General features: G+C 68.5%; 20 protein-coding genes. 9 read left to right on the forward strand and 11 right to left on the reverse strand.

All coding sequences use genetic code 11. The features are described from left to right. The first annotated feature begins 56 nt into the window (after positions 1 to 56). A complete protein-coding gene (locus tag ABZX12_RS10575) occupies positions 57 to 953 on the forward strand; it encodes a hypothetical protein (RefSeq protein ID WP_355691848.1) in 897 nt (298 codons plus the stop codon). Here the strand turns inward: ABZX12_RS10575 and ABZX12_RS10580 are convergent. Next, positions 893 to 1105, reverse strand: coding sequence for an excalibur calcium-binding domain-containing protein (locus ABZX12_RS10580; protein WP_355692845.1), 213 nt, complete (start codon positions 1103 to 1105; stop codon positions 893 to 895). The two genes, ABZX12_RS10575 and ABZX12_RS10580, sit on opposite strands and share 61 nt — an antisense overlap. Here ABZX12_RS10580 and ABZX12_RS10585 point away from each other — a divergent pair. Next, positions 1032 to 1589, forward strand: a complete 558-nt coding sequence (locus ABZX12_RS10585; RefSeq protein WP_355692863.1) for a hypothetical protein — start codon at positions 1032 to 1034, stop codon at positions 1587 to 1589. The genes ABZX12_RS10580 and ABZX12_RS10585 overlap by 74 nt on opposite strands. Positions 1590 to 1636: 47 nt before the next feature. Here the strand turns inward: ABZX12_RS10585 and ABZX12_RS10590 are convergent, their stop codons facing one another. After that, positions 1637 to 2125, reverse strand: coding sequence for a helix-turn-helix domain-containing protein (locus tag ABZX12_RS10590; RefSeq protein WP_355691850.1), 489 nt, complete (start codon positions 2123 to 2125; stop codon positions 1637 to 1639). A 65-nt stretch (positions 2126 to 2190) separates the two neighbouring features. Here ABZX12_RS10590 and ABZX12_RS10595 point away from each other — a divergent pair, with 65 nt between their 5' ends. After that, complete coding sequence (locus ABZX12_RS10595) at positions 2191 to 2715, forward strand: PaaI family thioesterase (protein WP_355691852.1); 525 nt, start codon at positions 2191 to 2193, stop codon at positions 2713 to 2715. On the opposite strand, the gene ABZX12_RS10600 is transcribed toward ABZX12_RS10595, so the two are convergent. The 3 genes from ABZX12_RS10600 to ABZX12_RS10610 form a co-directional block, all read right to left on the reverse strand. Beyond that, a complete protein-coding gene (locus ABZX12_RS10600) occupies positions 2706 to 3977 on the reverse strand; it encodes an aminotransferase class I/II-fold pyridoxal phosphate-dependent enzyme (RefSeq protein WP_355691854.1) in 1272 nt (423 codons plus the stop codon). The genes ABZX12_RS10595 and ABZX12_RS10600 overlap by 10 nt on opposite strands. Before the next feature lie 43 nt (positions 3978 to 4020). Next, positions 4021 to 6435 carry a transglycosylase domain-containing protein gene (locus ABZX12_RS10605; RefSeq protein WP_355691856.1) on the reverse strand — a complete coding sequence of 805 codons (2415 nt, stop codon included), beginning with the start codon at positions 6433 to 6435 and terminating at the stop codon, positions 4021 to 4023. Positions 6436 to 6549: 114 nt separating this feature from the next. Next, positions 6550 to 7587, reverse strand: a complete 1038-nt coding sequence (locus ABZX12_RS10610; RefSeq protein ID WP_355691858.1) for an alcohol dehydrogenase catalytic domain-containing protein — start codon at positions 7585 to 7587, stop codon at positions 6550 to 6552. 101 nt (positions 7588 to 7688) lie between these two features. Here ABZX12_RS10610 and ABZX12_RS10615 point away from each other — a divergent pair, with 101 nt between their 5' ends. Both ABZX12_RS10615 and ABZX12_RS10620 read left to right on the forward strand, forming a co-directional pair. Continuing rightward, positions 7689 to 8555: a helix-turn-helix transcriptional regulator gene (locus tag ABZX12_RS10615; RefSeq protein WP_355691860.1), complete on the forward strand. Its 867-nt coding sequence runs from the start codon at positions 7689 to 7691 to the stop codon at positions 8553 to 8555. Between the two features lie 2 nt (positions 8556 to 8557). Further along, on the forward strand, positions 8558 to 8959 hold the full coding sequence (locus ABZX12_RS10620; RefSeq protein ID WP_355691862.1) for a cupin domain-containing protein: 402 nt from the start codon (positions 8558 to 8560) through the stop codon (positions 8957 to 8959). Here ABZX12_RS10620 and ABZX12_RS10625 read toward each other — a convergent pair. Next, positions 8928 to 11192 carry an ATP-binding domain-containing protein gene (locus ABZX12_RS10625; protein WP_355691864.1) on the reverse strand — a complete coding sequence of 755 codons (2265 nt, stop codon included), beginning with the start codon at positions 11190 to 11192 and terminating at the stop codon, positions 8928 to 8930. The genes ABZX12_RS10620 and ABZX12_RS10625 overlap by 32 nt on opposite strands. A gap of 214 nt (positions 11193 to 11406) precedes the next feature. On the opposite strand from ABZX12_RS10625, the gene ABZX12_RS10630 reads away from it, so the two are divergent. Genes ABZX12_RS10630 through ABZX12_RS10640 form a run of 3 tightly spaced genes read left to right on the forward strand, consistent with a single transcriptional unit; the run spans position 11407 to position 13978 of the window. Beyond that, positions 11407 to 12756, forward strand: coding sequence for a ferredoxin reductase family protein (locus tag ABZX12_RS10630; protein ID WP_355691866.1), 1350 nt, complete (start codon positions 11407 to 11409; stop codon positions 12754 to 12756). A gap of 5 nt (positions 12757 to 12761) precedes the next feature. Next, on the forward strand, positions 12762 to 13223 hold the full coding sequence (locus ABZX12_RS10635; RefSeq protein WP_355691868.1) for an FMN-binding protein: 462 nt from the start codon (positions 12762 to 12764) through the stop codon (positions 13221 to 13223). Then, positions 13220 to 13978: an FAD:protein FMN transferase gene (locus ABZX12_RS10640; RefSeq protein WP_355691869.1), complete on the forward strand. Its 759-nt coding sequence runs from the start codon at positions 13220 to 13222 to the stop codon at positions 13976 to 13978. The genes ABZX12_RS10635 and ABZX12_RS10640 overlap by 4 nt, the downstream gene beginning before the upstream one ends. Here the strand turns inward: ABZX12_RS10640 and ABZX12_RS10645 are convergent. Both ABZX12_RS10645 and ABZX12_RS10650 read right to left on the reverse strand, forming a co-directional pair. Continuing rightward, positions 13959 to 14606, reverse strand: a complete 648-nt coding sequence (locus tag ABZX12_RS10645; protein WP_355691871.1) for a hypothetical protein — start codon at positions 14604 to 14606, stop codon at positions 13959 to 13961. The two genes, ABZX12_RS10640 and ABZX12_RS10645, sit on opposite strands and share 20 nt — an antisense overlap. A gap of 29 nt (positions 14607 to 14635) precedes the next feature. Continuing rightward, entirely contained in the window at positions 14636 to 15211 is a 576-nt protein-coding gene (locus ABZX12_RS10650; RefSeq protein ID WP_355691872.1) for a TetR/AcrR family transcriptional regulator, read from the reverse strand. A gap of 74 nt (positions 15212 to 15285) precedes the next feature. Here ABZX12_RS10650 and ABZX12_RS10655 point away from each other — a divergent pair, with 74 nt between their 5' ends. Further along, positions 15286 to 15642 (forward strand): DoxX family protein, encoded by a 357-nt coding sequence (locus tag ABZX12_RS10655; RefSeq protein WP_355691874.1) that lies wholly within the window; start codon positions 15286 to 15288, stop codon positions 15640 to 15642. Here the strand turns inward: ABZX12_RS10655 and ABZX12_RS10660 are convergent, their stop codons facing one another. From ABZX12_RS10660 to ABZX12_RS10670, 3 genes are all read right to left on the reverse strand, one after another. Beyond that, entirely contained in the window at positions 15643 to 16533 is an 891-nt protein-coding gene (locus tag ABZX12_RS10660) for a carbohydrate ABC transporter permease (RefSeq protein WP_355691876.1), read from the reverse strand. A 1-nt stretch (position 16534) separates the two neighbouring features. Next, on the reverse strand, positions 16535 to 17377 hold the full coding sequence (locus tag ABZX12_RS10665) for a sugar ABC transporter permease (RefSeq protein WP_355691878.1): 843 nt from the start codon (positions 17375 to 17377) through the stop codon (positions 16535 to 16537). 83 nt (positions 17378 to 17460) lie between these two features. After that, a complete protein-coding gene (locus ABZX12_RS10670; RefSeq protein WP_355691880.1) occupies positions 17461 to 18825 on the reverse strand; it encodes an extracellular solute-binding protein in 1365 nt (454 codons plus the stop codon). Positions 18826 to 19082: the final 257 nt, after the last annotated feature.

The raw sequence follows: 19082 nt of genomic DNA on the forward strand, positions 1-19082 counted from the left end.
TCCGTGAACGGGCGCATACTGACGGCACCAGGGAGCTCGTCGCGAGGGGGCCGTGGATGACCGTGCCGGGTGGTTACGCCATCAAGACCTATCGGTACCTGCGGATGGCGATGGTGGCCATGATCGCCCTGCTCGCCGTGTCGCTGGTGATCGAGTGGTCCAAGACTGATCCGCACTGCCTGCAGACCTCGATCAGCGCGTACTACTACACGCCGGTGCGGGCGATCTTCGTCGGCTCGCTGATCACCATCGGCGTCTGCATGGTGGTGCTCAAGGGCAACACCGAGCCGGAGGACATCCTGCTCAACGTGGCCGGCATCCTGGCTCCGGGGGTCGCGCTGGTGCCGACGCCGGGGCAGGGCCGGTGCCACTCGGTGCCGGTCGTGCTCGGCGACGCGGCCGCGAACGTCACGAACAACATGCTCGCGGTCTTCGTGATCGGCGTACCGTGCCTGCTGCTGGCCGCCGTCTTCATCGTCCGGGACCGGATCCGGCAACCCGCCGGCTGGACGCCGATGTACGTGCTCGGTCTCGTGGTCGCGGCGCTGATCTTCGGCGGCGGGCTGGCCTGGTTCCTGGTCGACCGGTCCGGGTTCATCGGCGACGCGCACTACGCGGCCGCGATCGTGATGTTCGGCTGCATCGTCGCGGTCGTCCTGCTGAACGCCGAGCAGTTCCGGCGCAAGCAGCGCACGCACGCGGTCCGGCACTCACCGGCCAACCGGTACTTCGTGATCGCGGCGGCGATGGTCGTCGTACCGCTGCTGATGGTCGGCTGGAAGAAGGTCTTCGGCTGGGAGCATGCCGTGCTGTGGATCGAGGGCACGCTGATCGTGCTGTTCGCCGCCTTCTGGATCAGCCAGACGCAGGAGCTGTGGAACGAGGGTCTGCGTCAGGAGTTGCCGCGGTCGCAGGCCACGCCGTCGCCGTTGCGGTCGAGCGCCGCCGAGTAGCCGGGATCCCCGCGATGCAGCGGTGCCGCGCCTGCCGCGCGAGCCTCCTCGCAACTCTGGTACACGACCGCCGCGCTGGTGGCCGGGACCGTGGTCGGCGTCGGCTCCGTCCGCGAGCTCGTCGGTGACGGCTCGGCGGGCTTCGGCGTCACACTCGGCGTCGGGCTTTCCGACGGCTCCGCCGAGGGTGTCGTCGTCGGCGTCGGTACCGAGCTCGGCTCGGTCGAGCGCAGAGTCGACGGATCGGTGGTCGCGGTCGGCCCGGTGGTCGACGGCTCTGTGACCGGCGTGCTCGTCGGCGCCGACGTGGGCTCCGACGTCCGCACAGGCGCCGTGCTCGCGGACTCGTCGCCGTTGCCGAACGGGTTGAGCAGCACCAGCGTGATGAGCGCGAGCGGTACGGCCGCGATCACGCCGACCTTGGTCCTGCTCGGTGCGCCGTACCTGCCGATCGGACCGCGAACCCGCTTGCCGGACTCGTCGACCCAGAAGGCCCATCCTGCCGGTGCGGGCGGCCACGACTCGGGCGGCTGCCAGCGTTTCGGTGGTCTCCAGCGTGCGGTCGGCGGGTCGGGCCAACCGGGCGGTGCGTTGAACTGCCTCACTCTTCCTCCCCCAGTACCCGCAGAAGACTAGCGAGTGACGGGTCACGGGGAGACAGCAGGGCCGAAAATCCCTGTAAATTAACTGCTTGCCCGTCGGCGCGCACCCGGACCCGGTCGCGGTACGGCGTCGCGTGGTGACACCACGCGATGGCCCGACGCGCAGCGGATCTCGGTGTGGACCGGTGCGCCGCAGTCGCGGTGTTCGATCGTCAGCGGCGAGCCCTCGGGGCCGGCCAGGTACTTGTCGCCCCAGTCGCGAATCGCGATCAGCACCGGATACAGGTCGAGCCCCTGCTCGGTGAGGCGGTACTCGTACCGCTGCCGCGCGCCCGGTTCGCGGTACGGCGTCCGCCGCAGAATCCCGTGCTCGACGAGTGTGGCGAGCCGGTTGGACAGCACCTGCCGCGGGATGTCGGTGCGGACCCGGAGGTCGTCGAACCGGCGGATGCCGTTGAACACCTCGCGCAGCACCACCACGGTCCAGCGTTCGCCGATGATCTCCATGGCGCGGCCGATCGGGCAGTTCGCGACCGACCAGTCCAGCGCGTTGTACGTCGTACCAGTCATACCCGCATGGTAGTGAGGTCTAGGTCTCGTTGACAGACCCAGGTCGCCGGTGTGAGGCTCGGTCCATGACGGAGACCCAGGAAGCGACCCAGCAGGCGACCCGGAGCCGGACGTTCTCGTGGTCGGACCCGGCCGAGACCGCGGCCCGGGTCGGCCGGTCGTCGGGGCTGGAGATGTTGCGGGCGATGCGCGACGGGGACCTCCCGGCACCGCCGATCCTGCACCTGGTCGGCGGGTCCGGCCTCGAGGTCGAGGAAGGCAAGGTCACGGTGCTGATGCCGGTGGCCGAGTTCCACTACAACCCGCTCGGCACGGTGCACGGCGGCGTGATCGCCACCCTGCTCGACACCGCCGCCGGGTGCACCGTCCACTCGACGCTGCCGCCCGGTGTCGGCTACACGTCGCTCGACCTGATGACCCGCTTCGTCAGGCCGGTCACGATCGATTCGGGCCTGCTCCGCTGCGAGGGCGGGATCATCAGCCGCGGTCGTCGTACGGCGGTCGCCGAGGCGCACCTGTACGACGAACGCGGCAAGCTCCTCGCCCACGCGACGTCGAACTGCCTGATCTTCGACCTGCCTCAGGCCTGACGGTCCTGGTCGGCGAGCAGCTTCTCGCTCGCCACCAGACGGACGCAGGTGGCCAGGCCCGCGATCGCCGTCTCGACCTCGGGCAGCTCCGGGTACGTCGGGGCGATCCGGATGGTCTGGTCGGTCGGGTCGTCGCCGTACGGGTGCGTGGCGCCGGCGGGCGTGATCGCGATCCCGGCGGCCTTCGCCTTCGCGACCACCTCGCGCGCGCAGCCCTCGGGGACCTGCAGGCTGACGAAGTAACCGCCGGCCGGAGCGGTCCAGGAGGCCAGGCCGGTGCCGCCGAGCTCGGCGGTGAGGATCTTGTCGACCGCGTCGAACTTCGGCCGGATGAGCTCCGCCAGCGTCCGCATGTGCTCGTGCAGGCCGTCGGCGTCGCGGAGGAACTGCACGTGTCGCAGCTGGTTGATCTTGTCCGGGCCGATGCTCCGCTTGACCGTGTGGCTCAGCCACCACTCGATGTTCGCCGGCGAGGACCCGAAGAACGCGACGCCGGCGCCGGCGAAGGTGATCTTCGAGCTCGAGCCGAACACGAACGGCCGGTCCGGGTGCCCGTTCTCGGCGCTCAGCGCGAGGATGTCGGCGAGCTGCGCGGGGGAGTCGGTCAGGTGGTGCACGGCGTACGCGTTGTCCCAGAAGATCCGGAAGTCCGGCGCCGCGGTCTCCATCGCGGCCAGCCGCCGGACCGTCTCGTCGGAGTACACGGTGCCGTCCGGGTTGCTGTACTTCGGCACGCACCAGATGCCCTTGATCGCGGGGTTCTCGGCGACCAGGCGCTCGACCACCTCCATGTCCGGGCCCTCGGGCGTCATCGGCACCGGGACCATCGTGATGCCGTACCGCTCGCAGATCCCGAAGTGCCGGTCGTACCCCGGGACCGGGCACAGGAACGTCAGACCCTCCACGTCGGCCCACCGCTGCTCGGCGCCCGGCACCTTGCCGAGCAGCGCGAACACGACCGCGTCGTGCATCAGCTCGAGGCTCGAGTTCCCGGCCGCGAGCAGCTGCTCGACCGGCACCTGCAGGTCCGCGGCGAAGATCGCCCGCACCTCCGGCAGGCCGTTCAGCCCGCCGTAGTTGCGCAGGTCCGTGCCGTCCGCTCCTACCGGGTCACCGCTCAGCCCGAGCACCCCGTTGGCCGCGTCGAGCTGCTTCGGCGACGGCTTCCCCCGCGTCAGATCCAGCTTGAGCCCCTTCGCCACCAGCGCTTCGTAGTCCTGGCGCGCACGCTCGACCTGGGCAGTCAGCTCATCCACACTCACGGGGGGTCCTTTCACAAGTACTAGGTGTTGGACCCCAGCCTAGTCAGCGGCGATTGCACTTCGGGTAGCGCGGGTCCCATGGCGGACAGGTCGGGAAGCCGGGTGGCGGCTTGATGGTCGGTGGGGTGGGAGGCGGGATCGTCGGAATGACCGGCGGTGGTGTGGGCTTCGCCTTGCTGCCGTTGGAGATGTACAGCAGGACCGTCGCGCCGTCGGGTGCGCCGTCCTCCTGACGTGGGTTGGTCCAGGCGACGGTCCCGTTCGGGGCGTCCGAGTCGACGCGGGGGCCGCGGTCCATCTGGGGCTTGAAGCCCATCGAGATCAACTTCGCGGCGGCGTCGGCCGGCGTCATGCCCTTCAGGTACGGCAGGTCCTTCACGTTGCCGCGGATGATCTTGTCGTCCGGCTTCACGAACTTGCTCGTCGGCAGGCCCTGCAGCGCTGCCTGCATCGCGGCTTGCCAGATCGGTCCGGCGGTGCCGGAACCCGAGGCGTCGTTGAGCTTCTTGCCGTTGAAGACCTGGCCGATCAGGTTCTTCGCCGGCGGGTCGGCGTCGGCGACCACGGACGCGGCCGCGAGCTTCGACGAGTACCCGGCGAACCAGACCGCCATGTTCTCGTCGATCGTGCCGGTCTTGCCGGCCAGGTCGCTCTTGCCGAACTTCAGCTTCGCGCCGGTGCCGCCCTTGACCATCACCTGCTGCAGGACGTAGTTGACACCGTCCGCGACGCCCGGCGACAGCACCCGGTGGCAGTTCGGGCCGGGCGTCGGGATCGCCTTACCGGTCTTCAGCGAGGCGATCGCCGTGATGATCTGCGGGGTGCAGTACATCCCGCGGGCGGCGAACGTCGCGTACGCGTTGGACAGCATCAGCGGCGTGATCAGACCTGCCGAGCCGAGCGTGAACGACACCACCTGATCGAGCGGCTTGAGCGTCTGCGCGTTGTACATGCCGAGCTTGGAGGCGATCGTGGCGATCGGGCAGATGCCGATCTGCTGCGAGAGCTGCAGGAAGTAGGTGTTGGTGGAGGCGCGGGCCGCGTCGACCATCGAGGGGTCGAGGACGGTCTTCGTGGAGTTCTTCGGGTTGTACGAGTCGTCGGCCACCGGGCCGTTGCAGGTGCTGAAGTTCTGTCCGCTGAGATCGATCGTCTGCGGTGAACGGATCCGGTACGTCGTCGGTACGCCCTTCGCGATCGCGGCGGCGATCGTGAACGCCTTCATCGTCGAACCGTTCTGGAAGCCGCCGAAGCCGCCCGCGTAGGTCTTCTCGACGTTGTAGTTGTACGCCGTCTGGCCCTTCTTCGCGCCGTACTGCCGGCTCTGCGCCATCGCCTTCACCAGGCCGGTGCCCGGCTCGACCATCGTGATCGCGGCGACCGCCTGGTCGCCGGCCTTCGAATGCTGCGCGATCGCCGACTGGGCGGCCGCCTGCATCTTCCGGTCGAGCGAGGTCTTGATCACCAGGCCCGCGGTCTCGATGTAGTTCTCCCGCTCCTCCGGGGTCTTGCCGAACGCGTTGTTCGCCTTCAGCTTGGACACCACGTACTCGCAGAAGAACGGGTACGTCGAGTTCGCGCAGCCGCTCGGGATCACGCGGACCTTGGCCGGGTCGATCACCGGCGTCTTGATCGCGTCCGCGGCCTGCTTGGCGGTGATGACGTTCAGCTCCTGCATCCGGCGCAGGACGACGTCGCGGCGGGCCTTGGCGCGCTTCGGGTTGTCGATCGGGTCGTAGCCGGTGGGGTTCTTCACCAGGCCGGCGAGCATCGCGGCCTGCGGCAGCGTCAGCTTGGCGGCGTGTACGCCGTAGTAGTGCATGGCCGCGGCCTCGACGCCGTACGACCGGTCGCCGAAGAAGGCGAGGTTCAGGTAGCGGTTCAGGATCTCGCTCTTGCTGACCTCCTTCTCGACCGCGATCGCGTAACGCAGTTCGGCGACCTTCCGCTCGTAGGTCTCGGCGGTGGCCTGCTTGACCTCTTCCGGCGTCCGGGCCTTGTTGATCAGGCTCAGCTTCACGTACTGCTGGGTGATGCTCGAGCCGCCCTGCTGGACCCCGCCGGAGGACTGGTTGCGCAGCAGCGCGCGCAGGGTGCCCTTGAAGTCGAGTGCGCCGTGCTCGTAGAAGCGGTCGTCCTCGATCGCGACGATCGCCTGCAGCATCACCGGGCTGATCTGCTTCAGCGTCACCGGCGTCCGGTTCTGCTGGTACAGCGTCGCGATGACCTTGCCGTCGTTGTCCTGGATGATCGACTTCTGCGCCAGCGGCGCCGTCTGCAGGTCCTGGGGCAGGTACTGCACGCTGTCGTGCGCCGCGGACGTGGTCACGCCGGCCAGACCGGCGAACGGAAGGGCCAGTCCGGCGGTCAGCGCGCCGGCGAGCGCACTGACCGCGAGGAACACGAACACGGACCACACGACGTTGGGCCGCTTGGCCCGCCGCTCGCCTCTGTGCATGGTTGGGCAGAGTACGTGAGGGAAGGGGTTCCCGGCAGCTCAGGTGTCACGGAATTTACTCACTTGAATGACAATCTCACCCTCGGTGATCAATTCTTCACTGTTCGCCGACCGTCAGGGCTCGATGAGGACCTTCAACGCGGAGCGCTCGTCCATGGCGCGGTAGCCGGCCGGGATGTCGTCGAAGCCGACGGTCCGGTCGAACACCTTGCCGGGCGCAACGGAGCCGTCGAGGACGCCGGGGAGCAACCGTTCGATGTACGCGCGGGCCGGTGCGGGGCCGCCGGTGAGCGTGAGGTTCGGCAGGAAGAGCGTGCCGAAGCCGATCGGCGCCTCGTCGTACTGCGGTACGCCGACGCGGCTGATCACCCCGCCCGCGCGGACCACGCCCAGCGCCTGCTCGTACGCCGGCAGATGGCCGACCGCCTCGAGGACCACGTGCGTGCCGTCGCCGCCGGTCAGTTCGCGGACCTTCGCGATCCCTTCCGCGCCGCGCTCGGCCACCACCTCGGTCGCGCCGAACTCGACCCCGAGATCCGTGCGGTCCTTGTGCCGGCCCATCAGCACGATCCGCTCGGCTCCGAACTGCTTCGCCGCGAGGACGGCGAGCAGCCCGACCGCGCCGTCGCCGATCACGGTGACCGTGGTCCGCGCCGAGACGCCGCCCTTGAGCGCCGCGTGGTACCCGGTGCCATAGACATCGGACAGCGTCAGCAGCGACGGCAGCAGCGCGGGGTCCGCACCGCCGGGCACCTTGACCAGCGTGCCGTCCGCCAGCGGTACCCGGACCGCTTCGGCCTGTCCGCCGTCGACGCCGTTCGCGTTCCAGAAGCCGCCGTGGCGGCAGGAGGTCTGCAGTCCCTCCCGGCAGAAGTCGCAGGTCCCGTCCGACCACGCGAACGGTGCGATCACGAAGTCGCCCTTCCGCAGCGTGGTCACGTCCCGCCCGACGTCCTCGACCACGCCCACGAACTCGTGGCCCATCGTCTTGCCGTCCGGTGTCGCGGGCAGGTTGTGGAACGGATGCAGGTCGCTGCCGCAGATGCAGGACCTGACGACGCGCACCAGCGCGTCTGTTGGTTGCTGGATCACCGGATCCGGTACGTCGATGACACGCACATCTCCGGCGCCGTACAGATAGGTAGCTCGCATGGCTCCAGTGAAGGACGGCCTGCGGCGACGTGGCAGTGCCTGTCGTTCCAGGTAACGCCAGTGCCTCCCTCGGGTCCAGCGAGGTCCGTAGGCTGGACGGCATGGACCACCGAGCGGAGATCAAGGAGTTCCTCAGCTCCCGCCGCGCCCGCCTCAGCCCCGCGCAGGCAGGCCTGCCGGCGTACGGCGGCAACCGTCGCGTGAAAGGGCTGCGGCGCGAGGAGGTCGCCCTGCTCGCCGGTGTCTCGGTGGACTACTACGTCCGGATGGAGCGCGGGAACCTGGCCGGCGCCTCCGAGAGCGTGCTGGAGGCGCTCGCCCGGGCACTTCAGCTGGACGAGGCCGAGCGCGATCACCTGTTCACGCTCGCCCACGAGTCGGACGCGACTCCTGTCCGCCGGCGCGCTCCAAGCAGGGGTGTCCGCCCGGCCCTGCAGCAGGTGCTCGACGCGATCACCGACTCCCCGGCGTGGATTCGCAACGGCCGCCTCGACATCCTGGCGGCGAACCGGATGTCGCGGGCCCTGTACACGTCGATGTTCGCCGATCCGCACCGGCCGCCGAACACCGCCCGCTTCACGTTCCTGGACCCGGCCTCGCAAGAGTTCTTCGTGGACTGGGAGCGGGCCGCCGACGACATCGCGGCGGTCCTGCGGTTGCAGGCCGGGAAGAACCCGCACGACAAGGCGCTCAGCGATCTGATCGGTGAGCTGTCGACCCGCAGCGAGACGTTCCGGACCCGCTGGGCGGACCATAACGTCCGCTTCCACCGCTCCGGGCGCAAGAAGCTGCACCACCCGGTGGTCGGCGACCTCGAGATCGACTTCGAGGCGATGGAGTTCCCGTCCGACCCCGGGCTAGCCATGGTCGTCTACACCGCGCCGGCCGGCTCGCCGACCGCGGACGCGCTGCAGCTGCTGGCCAGCTGGGCGGCCACCCAGGAAACCGTTGCTCACGACAAGGAATAGCTGTGCAGATCCTTCCCAAGCCGCCGACTGCCAAGGGTCCCGCGGAGTGGTTCACCGGTGACGTCTGGTTCGACGTGATCATCCGCGGCGAGGCCCCGTCGCGCGTCCGGGTGAACACCGTCCGGTTCGCTCCCGGCGCCCGGACCGCCTGGCACCGGCACGCCAACGGCCAGACCCTGCACGTCACCGACGGCCTCGGCCTGATCCAGTCCCGCGGCGGTCCGGTCACCGTGATCCGCCCCGGCGACGTGATCTACACGCCGCCGGGGGAGTGGCACTGGCACGGTGGGTGCCCGGACAACTTCATGGTCCACACCGCGATCTGGGAAGGCGTCGACAGCGACCGGCCCGAGACCGAGTGGGGCGAACACGTCACTGCCGCGGAGTACGTGGTCCCCGAGTGAGCACCTCCGGGAGATCGCCGAGGACGACCAGCCGCTTGGTCGCGCGGGTGATCGCGACGTAGAGATCGGACGGCCCGCGGTCCGATTCGGCGACGATGCCGGCCGGGTCGGCGATCAGGACCGCGTCGAACTCGAGACCCTTGGACTGCGGTACGTCGAGCAGCGCGACCGTGCCGTCGAGGACTGACGGATCGTGGCCGTGGGCAACCTCCGGCAGGGCGGCGGCGAACTCGTCGTACCGGCCCGCCGGGACGATCACCGCCAGTCGGCCGTCGCCGATCTCGCTCCGTTCGAACTTGATCGCGGTGCGGACCGAGTCGGTGAGGCACGTGGCCGGGACCGGGTCGAGGATGGGCTCGGTGCCGGTCTCGCGGACCGACGTCGGCGGAGTCAGGGCCGGGTCGATCGCGGCGAGGACGTCGGCGGCGACGGTCATGATCTCGGACGGGGTGCGGTAGTTGACGGTGAGCTCGGCCGTGCGCCAGCGGCGCGGGGCGTAGTGGTCGAGCAGCTCCGCCCAGGACCGGACGCCGGCCGCGGATCCGGTCTGCGCGATGTCGCCGACGATCGTCATCGACCGCCGCGGGCAGCGGCGCATCAGCATCCGCCAGTCCATCGCGGACAGCTCCTGGGCCTCGTCGACGATCACGTGCCCGAACACCCAGCTGCGGTCGTACACGACGCTGTCGGTACGCCCCGAGGGATTGTCGAAGACGCGCGTGCGCTGGGCGACCAGGTCCTTGAACTGCTCGATCTCCCAGGGCTCGATCGTGATCCGCTCGGCGGTCAGCTCGATGTCGACGATGCCGTGCGCGTACTCCCGGCTCGCCTCCGCCGCCGCGGACTCCTCGGCCGCCCGTCGTTTGCGTCCGACCACCACGTCCGCGGTCTCACCGAGCAGCTCGGCCGCCTCGTCGAGCAGAGCGACATCCGACGGAGACCAGTCCGCGGCGAGTGGTCGCAATACGGCGGAACGCTCCGCCGCGGTGAGATGCGGCGCCGCGGCGGCCAGTCGGTCGTCGGACGAGAACAGGACGGCCACGAGGAGCGGGGGAGTGAGCTCGGGCCACAAGCGGTCGAGGACCTGCTGCACACGCTCGTCCTCGAAGAGTTCTTGCTGGATGTCCTCGATGTCCGCCTCCCCGACGTACTGCCGGCCGATGCGGTCGACGACCTGCTTGGTCAGGGTCTTGAGGATGCGCCGGACGAAGAGCGGCCGGGCCCGGTTGTGCCGCGGTTGCGCCGCGAGCGCTCCCTGCTGCGCCGTGCGGATCGCGGCGGGGCGGAGTACCAGCTCGTCCTGGTCGACCTTCAGCCGGATCGGCTCGGCAGGCACCACCCGGAAGCCGGCGATCGCCTGGGCGATCACGTCCGCCATCGCCGGGTTGCCCTTGATCCGCGCCGCGTCGGCCGGCTCCGGCGCGGTCGCGACGACGCCCGGGAACATCTCGCTGATCGTCGCGAGCACGACGTCGTTCTCGCCGAGCGAGGGCAGCACCTGGTCGATGTAGCGCAGGAACGTACTGTTCGGCCCGACGACGAGGACGCCGCTCCGCCCGAGTTGCTCGCGATGCGTGTAGAGCAGGTACGCCGCCCGGTGCAGCGCGACCACGGTCTTGCCGGTCCCCGGACCGCCCTGCACCACCAGCACCCCGGGCAGTCCGGAGCGGATGATCTCGTCCTGCTCGGACTGGATCGTTGCGACGATCTCGTTCATCCGCCCGGTGCGGCTCGCGCCGAGCGACGACAGCAGCGCCGCCTCGCCGATCAGCGTGCTGCGTTCGCCGTCTCCCAGTGCTTCGGCGTCCAGGAGGTCGTCGTCGATCCCGGCCACGGTCCGGCCGTGCAGGCGGATGTGCCGCCGGCGTTTGACGCCGAGCGGCTCGGCGGCGGTGGCCCGGTAGAACACCTGCGCGACCGGCGTCCGCCAGTCGATCAGCAGCGGGTTGTAGTCGTCGTCGAACAGGCCGATCCGCCCGACGTGGAACCGTTCGCCGGCGGTCTCGTCGATCCGCCCGAAACACAATCCGCGTTCTACCGACGACAATTGCGAGAATCGCCCGGAGAACAGCTCCGTGAACGATTCGCGCTCCGACCACGCCTGATCCGTCCCGGTGGTTTCCTCGACCTGGACGCGGCCGAGTTCGCCGCGGGCCTTTTCTCGCAGCACGTCGAGCCGCTCGTACATGACGGTCACTTCGCCTTGCTCAGCAGCGATCTCCTGCTCCAGCACCCCAGCCCCCGATCGTTTCTTGCGCCACCCGAAAAGCTCTGATATTCTGAACTCAGAAGCCCGAAGAGGGCTTCTTTTTTGTTTTCCGGCACAAACACTCAACGGTATCTATTTCCGGGGCGTCCGGCAAGCAACAGCGGCAAACGAGCGCTTCACAGCCGACTCACAGACAACCCGAAGGACCCGCTCAGCAGGCGCCGGGAGACTGACGTCCATGCGGTCTCGTAACGACAGCGCCGTACGGCTCGGCGCGCTGGCAGCCCTGTGGCTGAGCCTGCTGCTCGTCATGTACTGGTGGGTCGCCGGCGGCGGCGTGCAGGAGCTCGGCGGGTGGGCGACCGGCCTGACCTCGATCGGCCGGATCACCGGACTGGGCGCCTCGGTGCTGCTGCTCGCGCAGGTCGTGCTGATGGCCCGCGTACCCGCGCTGGAATCGGCCTTCGGGCAGGACCGCCTCGCGCGGATCCACCGCATCACCGGATTCACGTCCTTCAACCTGATGCTGGCCCATGTCGTCACGATCACCTGGGGGTATGCGGCGGGGGAACTGCACCGGACTCCTTCGACGCTGTGGGACCTGACGGTCGACTACCCGGGCATGCTGCTCGCGGTCGGCGGCACGGTCTGTTTGTGCCTGAGCGTCCTGACCAGCATCAGGGCGGCCCGTCGCCGGATCCGGTACGAGTCGTGGCATCTCCTGCACCTCTACGCGTACCTCGGAGTCGGGATCGCGCTTCCACACCAGTTGTGGACCGGCCAGGAGTTCTTGTCGTCGACCGGGCGGACCGTGTTCTGGTGGACGGCCTGGGCAGTCGCAGCCGTGGCCGTGCTCGTGTTCCGGGTCGGCATACCGATCTACCGCAACGTGCGGCATCGGCTCCACGTGACCGCCGTCGTACCGGAGGGCGCGGGGATCGTGTCCGTGTACGTCGCCGGGCGCCGGCTGGACCAGTTGCGGGCCGAGGCCGGGCAGTTCTTTTCCTGGCGGTTCCTCGGGCGGCCCGGCTGGACGCGGGCGAACCCGTACTCGTTGTCCGCCGCGCCTGACGGTCGACGTCTGCGCATCACCGTGCAGGACGCGGGGGACGGCAGCGCCGCCGTCGGTTCGCTGCTGCCGGGTACGCGGGTGCTGATCGAAGGACCGTACGGGCGGATGAGCCCGCGGGCCCGGACCCGGCGCAAGGTCGCGCTGATCGGCGCGGGCGTCGGCGTGACGCCGCTGCGGGCGCTCGCCGAGGGACTCGACTACGCGCCGGGCGACGCGGTGCTGGTGCAGCGGTACACGGACCAGCAACTCTTCCACGACGAATTCCAGGCGTTGTGGCGGGACCGGGGCCTGTCGTTGCTGACGCTGCCGGGATCGCGGCGGCGGCCGGACTCGTGGTTCGGCGCCGGCGTCCGGGAGCACGACGACGTACAGGCGCTTCTGGAGTGGATTCCGGACATCGCCGAGCGCGACGTCTACCTGTGCGGACCCGAGGCGTGGACCGCGTTGGTCAGCTCCAGCCTCACCGCCGCCGGCCTGCCGGCCGAGCGGCTCCATCTCGAGACCTTCAAGTGGTGACCGCCGTGAAACGAAGCGTCCTCTGGCTCCTCGGCACCGTCTCGGCGGTCGTCCTGATGTTCGGCTACCACACCTCGACGTCCGGCCCGGAGGCCGCGGTCACGCCGATCGCCGGCGGCGAGGGCGCCGACAGTAGCAGCACCCCGAGCTCGCCGACCACCTCGCCGACAAGCACGCCGTCGGCTTCGTCGGGATCGTCGACGGTGACCGGGGACGTCGCGCAGACGCAATGGGGTCCGGTGCAGGTGCAACTCACCGTGCAGGGCGGCAAGATCACCGCGGTCGACGTCCTGCAGTACCCGAACGGGAACCACCGCGACGTCGAGATCAACGACTACGCACTGCCGATCCTGATCGACGAGACCGTCAAGGCCCAGAACGCGCAGATCGACATGGTCAGCGGCGCGACCGTCACCAGCGACGGCTACATCCGGTCCCTGCAGAGCGCCCTGGACCAGGCGAAGTGAAGCGGTACGTCGCGCACGTGATGGGCATGCCGATCAGCCTCGCGCTGCGCGGCCGGCACACCGACGACGAACTGGCCGCCCAGGCCTGGGCCGACGCCCTCGACGTCCTGCACACCGCCGACCGGATCTTCAGCACGTATCGCGCCGACTCGCACATCTCCCGCCTCAACCGCGGCGAGCTGACCGTCGTCGACTGCCCGCCCGAGGTCGCCGAGGTCCTCCGGCTCGGCGAGCGGGCGCGGCTGGAGTCCGGCGGCGCGTTCGACGTACGACGTGGCGGCGTCCTCGACCCGAGCGGCGTCGTGAAGGGCTGGGCCGTCGAGCGTGCCGCGGCTGCGTTCAATCGGTTGGCGGGCACCGACTACTGCCTTTCGGCCGGCGGTGACCTGACCTGTCGTGTGGGGCCGACGTCCAAAGCCTGGCGGATCGGCATCGAGGACCCGTTCGACCCCGAGAAGATCGCGGCGATCGTGCCGATCCGCACCGGCGCTGTCGCCACGTCCGGCCTGCACCGCCGCGGCCCGCACATCACCGACGCCCGCAACGGCGAGACACCGACTGCGCTCGCGTCGGTCACCGTCGTCCACCGCTCGCTCACCCACGCCGACATCGACGCCACCACCGCCTTCGCCCTCGGCCCCGACGGCCCCGCCTGGCTGCACGCCCGCCCCAACCGCACCGGGCTCGCCATCCTCGTCGACGGAACCCGCCAGATCATCGGACAGACTGCCCGGCTCAGCTCCCGTTCCAGATGACGGCGTCGAAGGTGGTGTGGGTGTCGATGCTGGTTTCGCCGAGTTTCGAGACCTTGAGCCTGACGACGTTCCCGGCGCTGGTCCGCACACAGAGCACGGTCTTCTTCGAGAGCTTCACGTTGTCGCGGCTCCCGAGCGCGTCGATCGCATCCGAGCATTCCTGGTACCCGGGCAGGGCGCCGGAAGCTCCTGCCCACTGCGCGATCCGCGTGCTGTTCTGACCGCCGAACTCGTAGTTGAGCACCATGAACACGTCGCCCTGGTCGTCGGCGCCATCGGGGTCCGGCAACGCGTCCAGATCCTTGGGCTCGGCGTCGACCAGCAGCGTCCCCTTCCACCGCTCGCTCCCGGCGGGCGAGCCGCTGGAGCTCGGCGACTCGTTCTGGCCGGGCGTCGTCGTCGGCGTACTGGTCGGTGTCGACGCCGTCGACGACGCAAAAGCCGAGGACGTGGGTACGGAGGCCGGGCCGCCCGCCGTGTCCTTGTCGTCACCGGAGTCGGCGAAAATCGGCACCAACGTGGCGATCAGAGCGGTGGCGATCGACGCCGCCGCAGCGATCCACGCACTCCTCTGGTGCCTGTCGAACCAGCTGTTCGTCTCGGGCTTCTCGTCCGCCAAAGTACTCATCACCCCACTGCCCAGGCCGACTGCCGAGATTAGCAGTCCGTGAGTCCACGAACACGGCACGGATTCAGCACGCGGGTGATGACGTCGGGGATCATTCGGCGGGGGATGGGGCGGTGGGCGACGAAGTGGCGGTAGAAGAACGGGCTGGTGAGTAGGTCGGTGGTCAGTTCGGGGTCGGTGTCGGGTGCGAGTTCGCCGCGGTCGCGGCCGCGTTGCAGGACTGTGAGCAGTGGTTCGCGCCGACGGTTGGTCAGGTCGGTGTGCAGCTCGGAGAGGGCGGGGTCGCGTTCGGCGGCATCGATGAACGCCGCCAGCAGCCGCGGGAACGGCGTCCGCTCGAGCAGCGTCACGAACGCTGTCAGGATCTCGGTGACGTCCTTCGTCACCGATCCGGTGTCGGGAGTGGGGAACGGCCGGTAGGTCGCGTCCATCGCGTCCACGAGCAGCGCACCGGTGGTCGGCCATCGCCGGTACAACGTGGCCTTGCTCGCGCCGGCCCGCCGCGCGACGGCCTCCATGGTGAATCCGGCCAGCCCGGCGTCGTCGAGCACGTCGAGCGCGGCGGTCAGCATCCGCTGCCGCGCGCCATCTCCCCGCGAGACCATTGATCCTCCTCCATCGAAACGCTATCGTACCGTTAGTGAAGAGTACGGGTCCGTTTCGATAGAAGGTGATCGCGATGAGGACCGCGACGTACTGGACGGTGACCGGGGTCGTCGTGGGGGAGTGTGCCGTCGGCGGCACGATGGACCTGTTCCGGATGGCGCCGTTCTACCCGATGCTGATCGACCTCGGGTATCCGAGTTACCTGGCCACGATCCTCGGCGGTGCCAAGCTCGCGGCCGCGGTGGTGATCGCCGCGCCGCGCCTGCCACGGCTGAAGGAGTGGGCGTACGCCGGCGTGCTGATCAACATGACCGGCGCCGCGGCGTCGAACGCCGCGACGCGCCAGTACGGCGGGATGGTCGCCCCGACAGCGTTCGCCGTACTGGCGCTCGTGTCGTGGGCGACTCGTCCCCGGAGCAGAAGGATCTAGCTAGCGGCTGAAGCCTGCGGTGAGGCCGCCGAGGAGTTGACGGCGGCTGACGGCGTACAGGATGACGACCGGGAGGGTGGTGAGCACGACGGACGCGAGGACCGCCGGGACGTTCACGCTGTACTGGCCCTGGAACGTCCACAGCGCCAGCGGCAGTGTCCGCTTGTCGGGGCTCTGGGTCAGGATCAGCGGCAGCAGGAACCCGTTCCAGACGCCGAGTCCGTTGTAGATGCTGACCGTGACGAGCGCCGGCCGGGTGAGCGGCAGCGCGAGTTTGGTCATCATGCCCCACTCGGTTGCGCCGTCGACCCGCATCGACTCGAAGAGCTCCTTCGGCACGTCGCGGATGAAGTTCGACAGCACCAGCACCGACAGCGGGATCGCGAACGCAACCGACGGCAGGATCAGCGCGAGCAGGCTGTCGTACAGACGCATCCGGATGATCAGCAGGTAGACCGGGATGATGGTTGCCTGCAGCGGGATCGCCAGCCCCATCAGGAACATGCCGTTGACGCCGGCCAGGAAACGGCTGCCGGCCCCGCGGATGATCGCGTACGACGCCATGAACGAGATCGCGACCGCGGGCAGGATCGTGCCGATGGTGACGATCACGCTGTTCAGGAAGTACCGCGGGAAGTCGGACTCGATGACCAGCTTGTAGTTGTTCGTCGTCGGCGCGGACGGCAGCGCGAACGGATTCTGGGTGAAGTACGCGCTCTGGTCCTTGAAGCTGGTGACGACGATCCAGTACAGCGGGACGAGCACGATCCCGAGCCAGATCCAGCCGGCCAGGCCGCCGAACCAGTTCAGCCGGAGCAGCTTGTGGGCGCGGCTCGGGCGCTGACTCACGGGGCGTGCGGCCGTACTCGTGCTGCTTGTTGCCACTGCCATGTCACGCACCTTCCTGCTGGCTGGCTGTCGTACTGCCGCCGAGCCGGCGCAGGATCAGCGCGAGCGCCAGGCCGAGCAGCACGATCATCGCCGCGATCACGCTGGCCGGGCCCATCTGGTTGGACATGAAGCCCCGCTTGTACATGTCGAGGGCGAGCACCCGGGTGGCGTCGCCGGGTCCGCCCGCGGTAAGGACGAAGATCAGGTCGAAGAAGGTCAGCGATCCGACCACCATCAGCGTCGACGAGGTGATGATCGTGTACTTCAGTTGCGGCACGGTGATGCTGAAGAACTGCCGGATCCGGCCGGCGCCGTCGATCGCCGCCGCCTCGTACATCGTGGTCGGGATCTGCCGGACGCCGCCCTGGTAGATCAGCGAGTGGAACGGGATGAACTGCCAGGACACGATGAAGATCACCACGCCGACCGCGAGGGTGCTGTTGCCGAGCCAGTCCTGGGTGAGGAAGTCCAGGTGCAGACCGGGGCCCAGCCCGAAGTTCGGGTCGAGCAGGGCCTTGTAGGTGATCGCGATCGCGGCCGAGCTGAGCAGCAGCGGGATGAAGTACAGCACCGCGAGGAACGCGCGGTACCGCTGCCGGCCGGCGAGGAACACGCCGAGGAGCAGGCTCATCGGCGTCTGCACGAGCCACGAGAAGATCATGATCTCGAAGGTCACCAGGATGGTGTGCGGCAACTGGGGGTCGTTGAGCACGGACTTCCAGTTGGATATCCCGGCGGGCGTGATCGCGCCGAGACCGTCCCACGTGGTGAAGCTCAGCACCAGGACGCCGACCAGCGGGACGACGCCGAACACGATGAACAGCACCAGCGCCGGCAGCACCATCCAGGTGACCCGACCGCTCCGCCCGACGCCGGACGTGGGCCTGGTACGCACTGCTTCCGGCGCTACGGGCGGAGCGGTCGCCGTCACTGGCCGATCACCGCGTTCATGTTGGTGGCGAACTGCTGCGGCGAGATCGACAGCTGGAACAGCTTCGCGATGTTGTCGAGCAGCGTCTCGGCCTGGGTCGGGCTGAGCGCCTGGTCCCAGGACTGCGCGAAGTTCTTCGCGTTCGCCGCGGTGTCGTAGACGAAGTTCAGCCACTCGGAGTCGTTCTTGTCCGTGATCGAGGACAGCTTGTCCTTCGCGCTCTTCACGACCGGGATGCTGCCGGACTTGACCCAGGCATCCACCGTGGCGTCGTCCAGAGTGTTGTTCGCGATGAACTTCTTCGCGGTGTCCTTGTCGGCCTGGCTCGCCTTGGAGGAGATCGACATGTACTGGCCCGGGTTGCCGACGGTGTCGCTCGGGTCGCCCTTGCCGCCCTCGTACGTCGGGAAGTTCATGTAGCCCATGTGCCCACCGGTCACGAAATCACCACCGGACGCCTTCATGTTGCCGTACGTCCAGGCGCCGTGCAGCATCATCGCGGCCTTGCCGGTGTAGAGCAGTGCCTGGTCGGCGTTGGAGTCGGCGGTGATCGAGGAGAAGCCCTTGATGAAGCCGTTCGCCTTGATCAGGTTCTGCATCTCCTCGAGTGCCTTCAGCGCCGACGGGTCGGACCAGCCGTCCTTCTTGCCGTCGTAGATGTTCTGGAAGACCTCGGAGCCGCCGATCCGGTCGAACAGGAATTCCAGCCACATCATGTTGGTCCAGCGCGACTGGCCGCCGAGCGAGAACGGTGCGATGCCCTTCTCGTTGAACTTGGGCACCAGGTTCATGATGTCCTGCCACGTCTTCGGGGGCTCGGCGCCGATCTTCTCGAACGAGCGCTTGTCGTAGAACAGCACGATCGGCGTCACCGTCTCGCCCGGAATCGCGTAGAGCTTGCCGTTGACGGTCGCCGCGGTGAAGGCGGACGGGAAGATCGAGTTCTTCAGGTCGGCCTGCTCGTTGTTGAACCAGTCGGTCAGGTCCTCGACCTGGCCGGCGTCGACGTAGGCCTTGAGGCCGCCGCCGCCCCAGCCCCAGATCAGCGTCGGACCCTGTCCGGCGCCGATGGCGGTCTTGATCTTGGCCTTGAACGCGTCGTTCTGGAATTCGGTGGTCTTGATCTTGGTGTTCGAGTTCGCGTCGTTGAACCGCTTGACCTGCGCCTCCCGGATGCCCTGCTGCGGCTGGCCGGTGAGGAACCAGTATGTCGCCCCGCTGCCGGCGTTGCCGCTGGCTCCGGTGGTCGACCCCGGCGTGCTCGTCGGGCCGGAACTGCCGCACGCGGCGAGGCCGGCAGCGAGTGCGCCGCCACCGACGAGACCCAGGAAGGTCCGCCGGGATGTCGTGTTGGGATCCACAGTGATCTCCGTCGTCCGTGCTGCCCCCACAGGTTGCGGAAGCACCTGCCGATATGACTTGTTTTCGAAACATAGATTTCGGAGATAGTGCTGTCAAGACTTGAACTAACCCCAGTTTGGGGTCACAGTAAGGTCACGCAATCCCCTGTTACGCAGGCGATTCAGCGACCGGAGTGCACTCGCCGGATCGAACGGAGAGTATCGAAAAGTTTTCGATAATTGCTCACCGAAACGAACGTTCATCAAGGGAGATTTTC

Source organism: Kribbella sp. NPDC003505 (assembly GCF_040610875.1).
Taxonomy (GTDB): Bacteria; Actinomycetota; Actinomycetes; order Propionibacteriales; family Kribbellaceae; genus Kribbella.

What these genes read in the sequence shown, in the direction of transcription:
- ABZX12_RS10575 (WP_355691848.1), top strand. Translation starts at nt 57, where the DNA reads ATGACCGTGCCGGGTGGTTACGCCATCAAGACCTATCGGTACCTGCGG.
- ABZX12_RS10590 (WP_355691850.1), bottom strand. Translation starts at nt 2,125, where the DNA reads ATGACTGGTACGACGTACAACGCGCTGGACTGGTCGGTCGCGAACTGC.
- ABZX12_RS10595 (WP_355691852.1), top strand. Translation starts at nt 2,191, where the DNA reads ATGACGGAGACCCAGGAAGCGACCCAGCAGGCGACCCGGAGCCGGACG.
- ABZX12_RS10605 (WP_355691856.1), bottom strand. Translation starts at nt 6,435, where the DNA reads ATGCACAGAGGCGAGCGGCGGGCCAAGCGGCCCAACGTCGTGTGGTCC.
- ABZX12_RS10610 (WP_355691858.1), bottom strand. Translation starts at nt 7,587, where the DNA reads ATGCGAGCTACCTATCTGTACGGCGCCGGAGATGTGCGTGTCATCGAC.
- ABZX12_RS10615 (WP_355691860.1), top strand. Translation starts at nt 7,689, where the DNA reads ATGGACCACCGAGCGGAGATCAAGGAGTTCCTCAGCTCCCGCCGCGCC.
- ABZX12_RS10630 (WP_355691866.1), top strand. Translation starts at nt 11,407, where the DNA reads ATGCGGTCTCGTAACGACAGCGCCGTACGGCTCGGCGCGCTGGCAGCC.
- ABZX12_RS10645 (WP_355691871.1), bottom strand. Translation starts at nt 14,606, where the DNA reads ATGAGTACTTTGGCGGACGAGAAGCCCGAGACGAACAGCTGGTTCGAC.
- ABZX12_RS10650 (WP_355691872.1), bottom strand. Translation starts at nt 15,211, where the DNA reads ATGGTCTCGCGGGGAGATGGCGCGCGGCAGCGGATGCTGACCGCCGCG.
- ABZX12_RS10655 (WP_355691874.1), top strand. Translation starts at nt 15,286, where the DNA reads ATGAGGACCGCGACGTACTGGACGGTGACCGGGGTCGTCGTGGGGGAG.
- ABZX12_RS10660 (WP_355691876.1), bottom strand. Translation starts at nt 16,533, where the DNA reads ATGGCAGTGGCAACAAGCAGCACGAGTACGGCCGCACGCCCCGTGAGT.
- ABZX12_RS10665 (WP_355691878.1), bottom strand. Translation starts at nt 17,377, where the DNA reads ATGGTGCTGCCGGCGCTGGTGCTGTTCATCGTGTTCGGCGTCGTCCCG.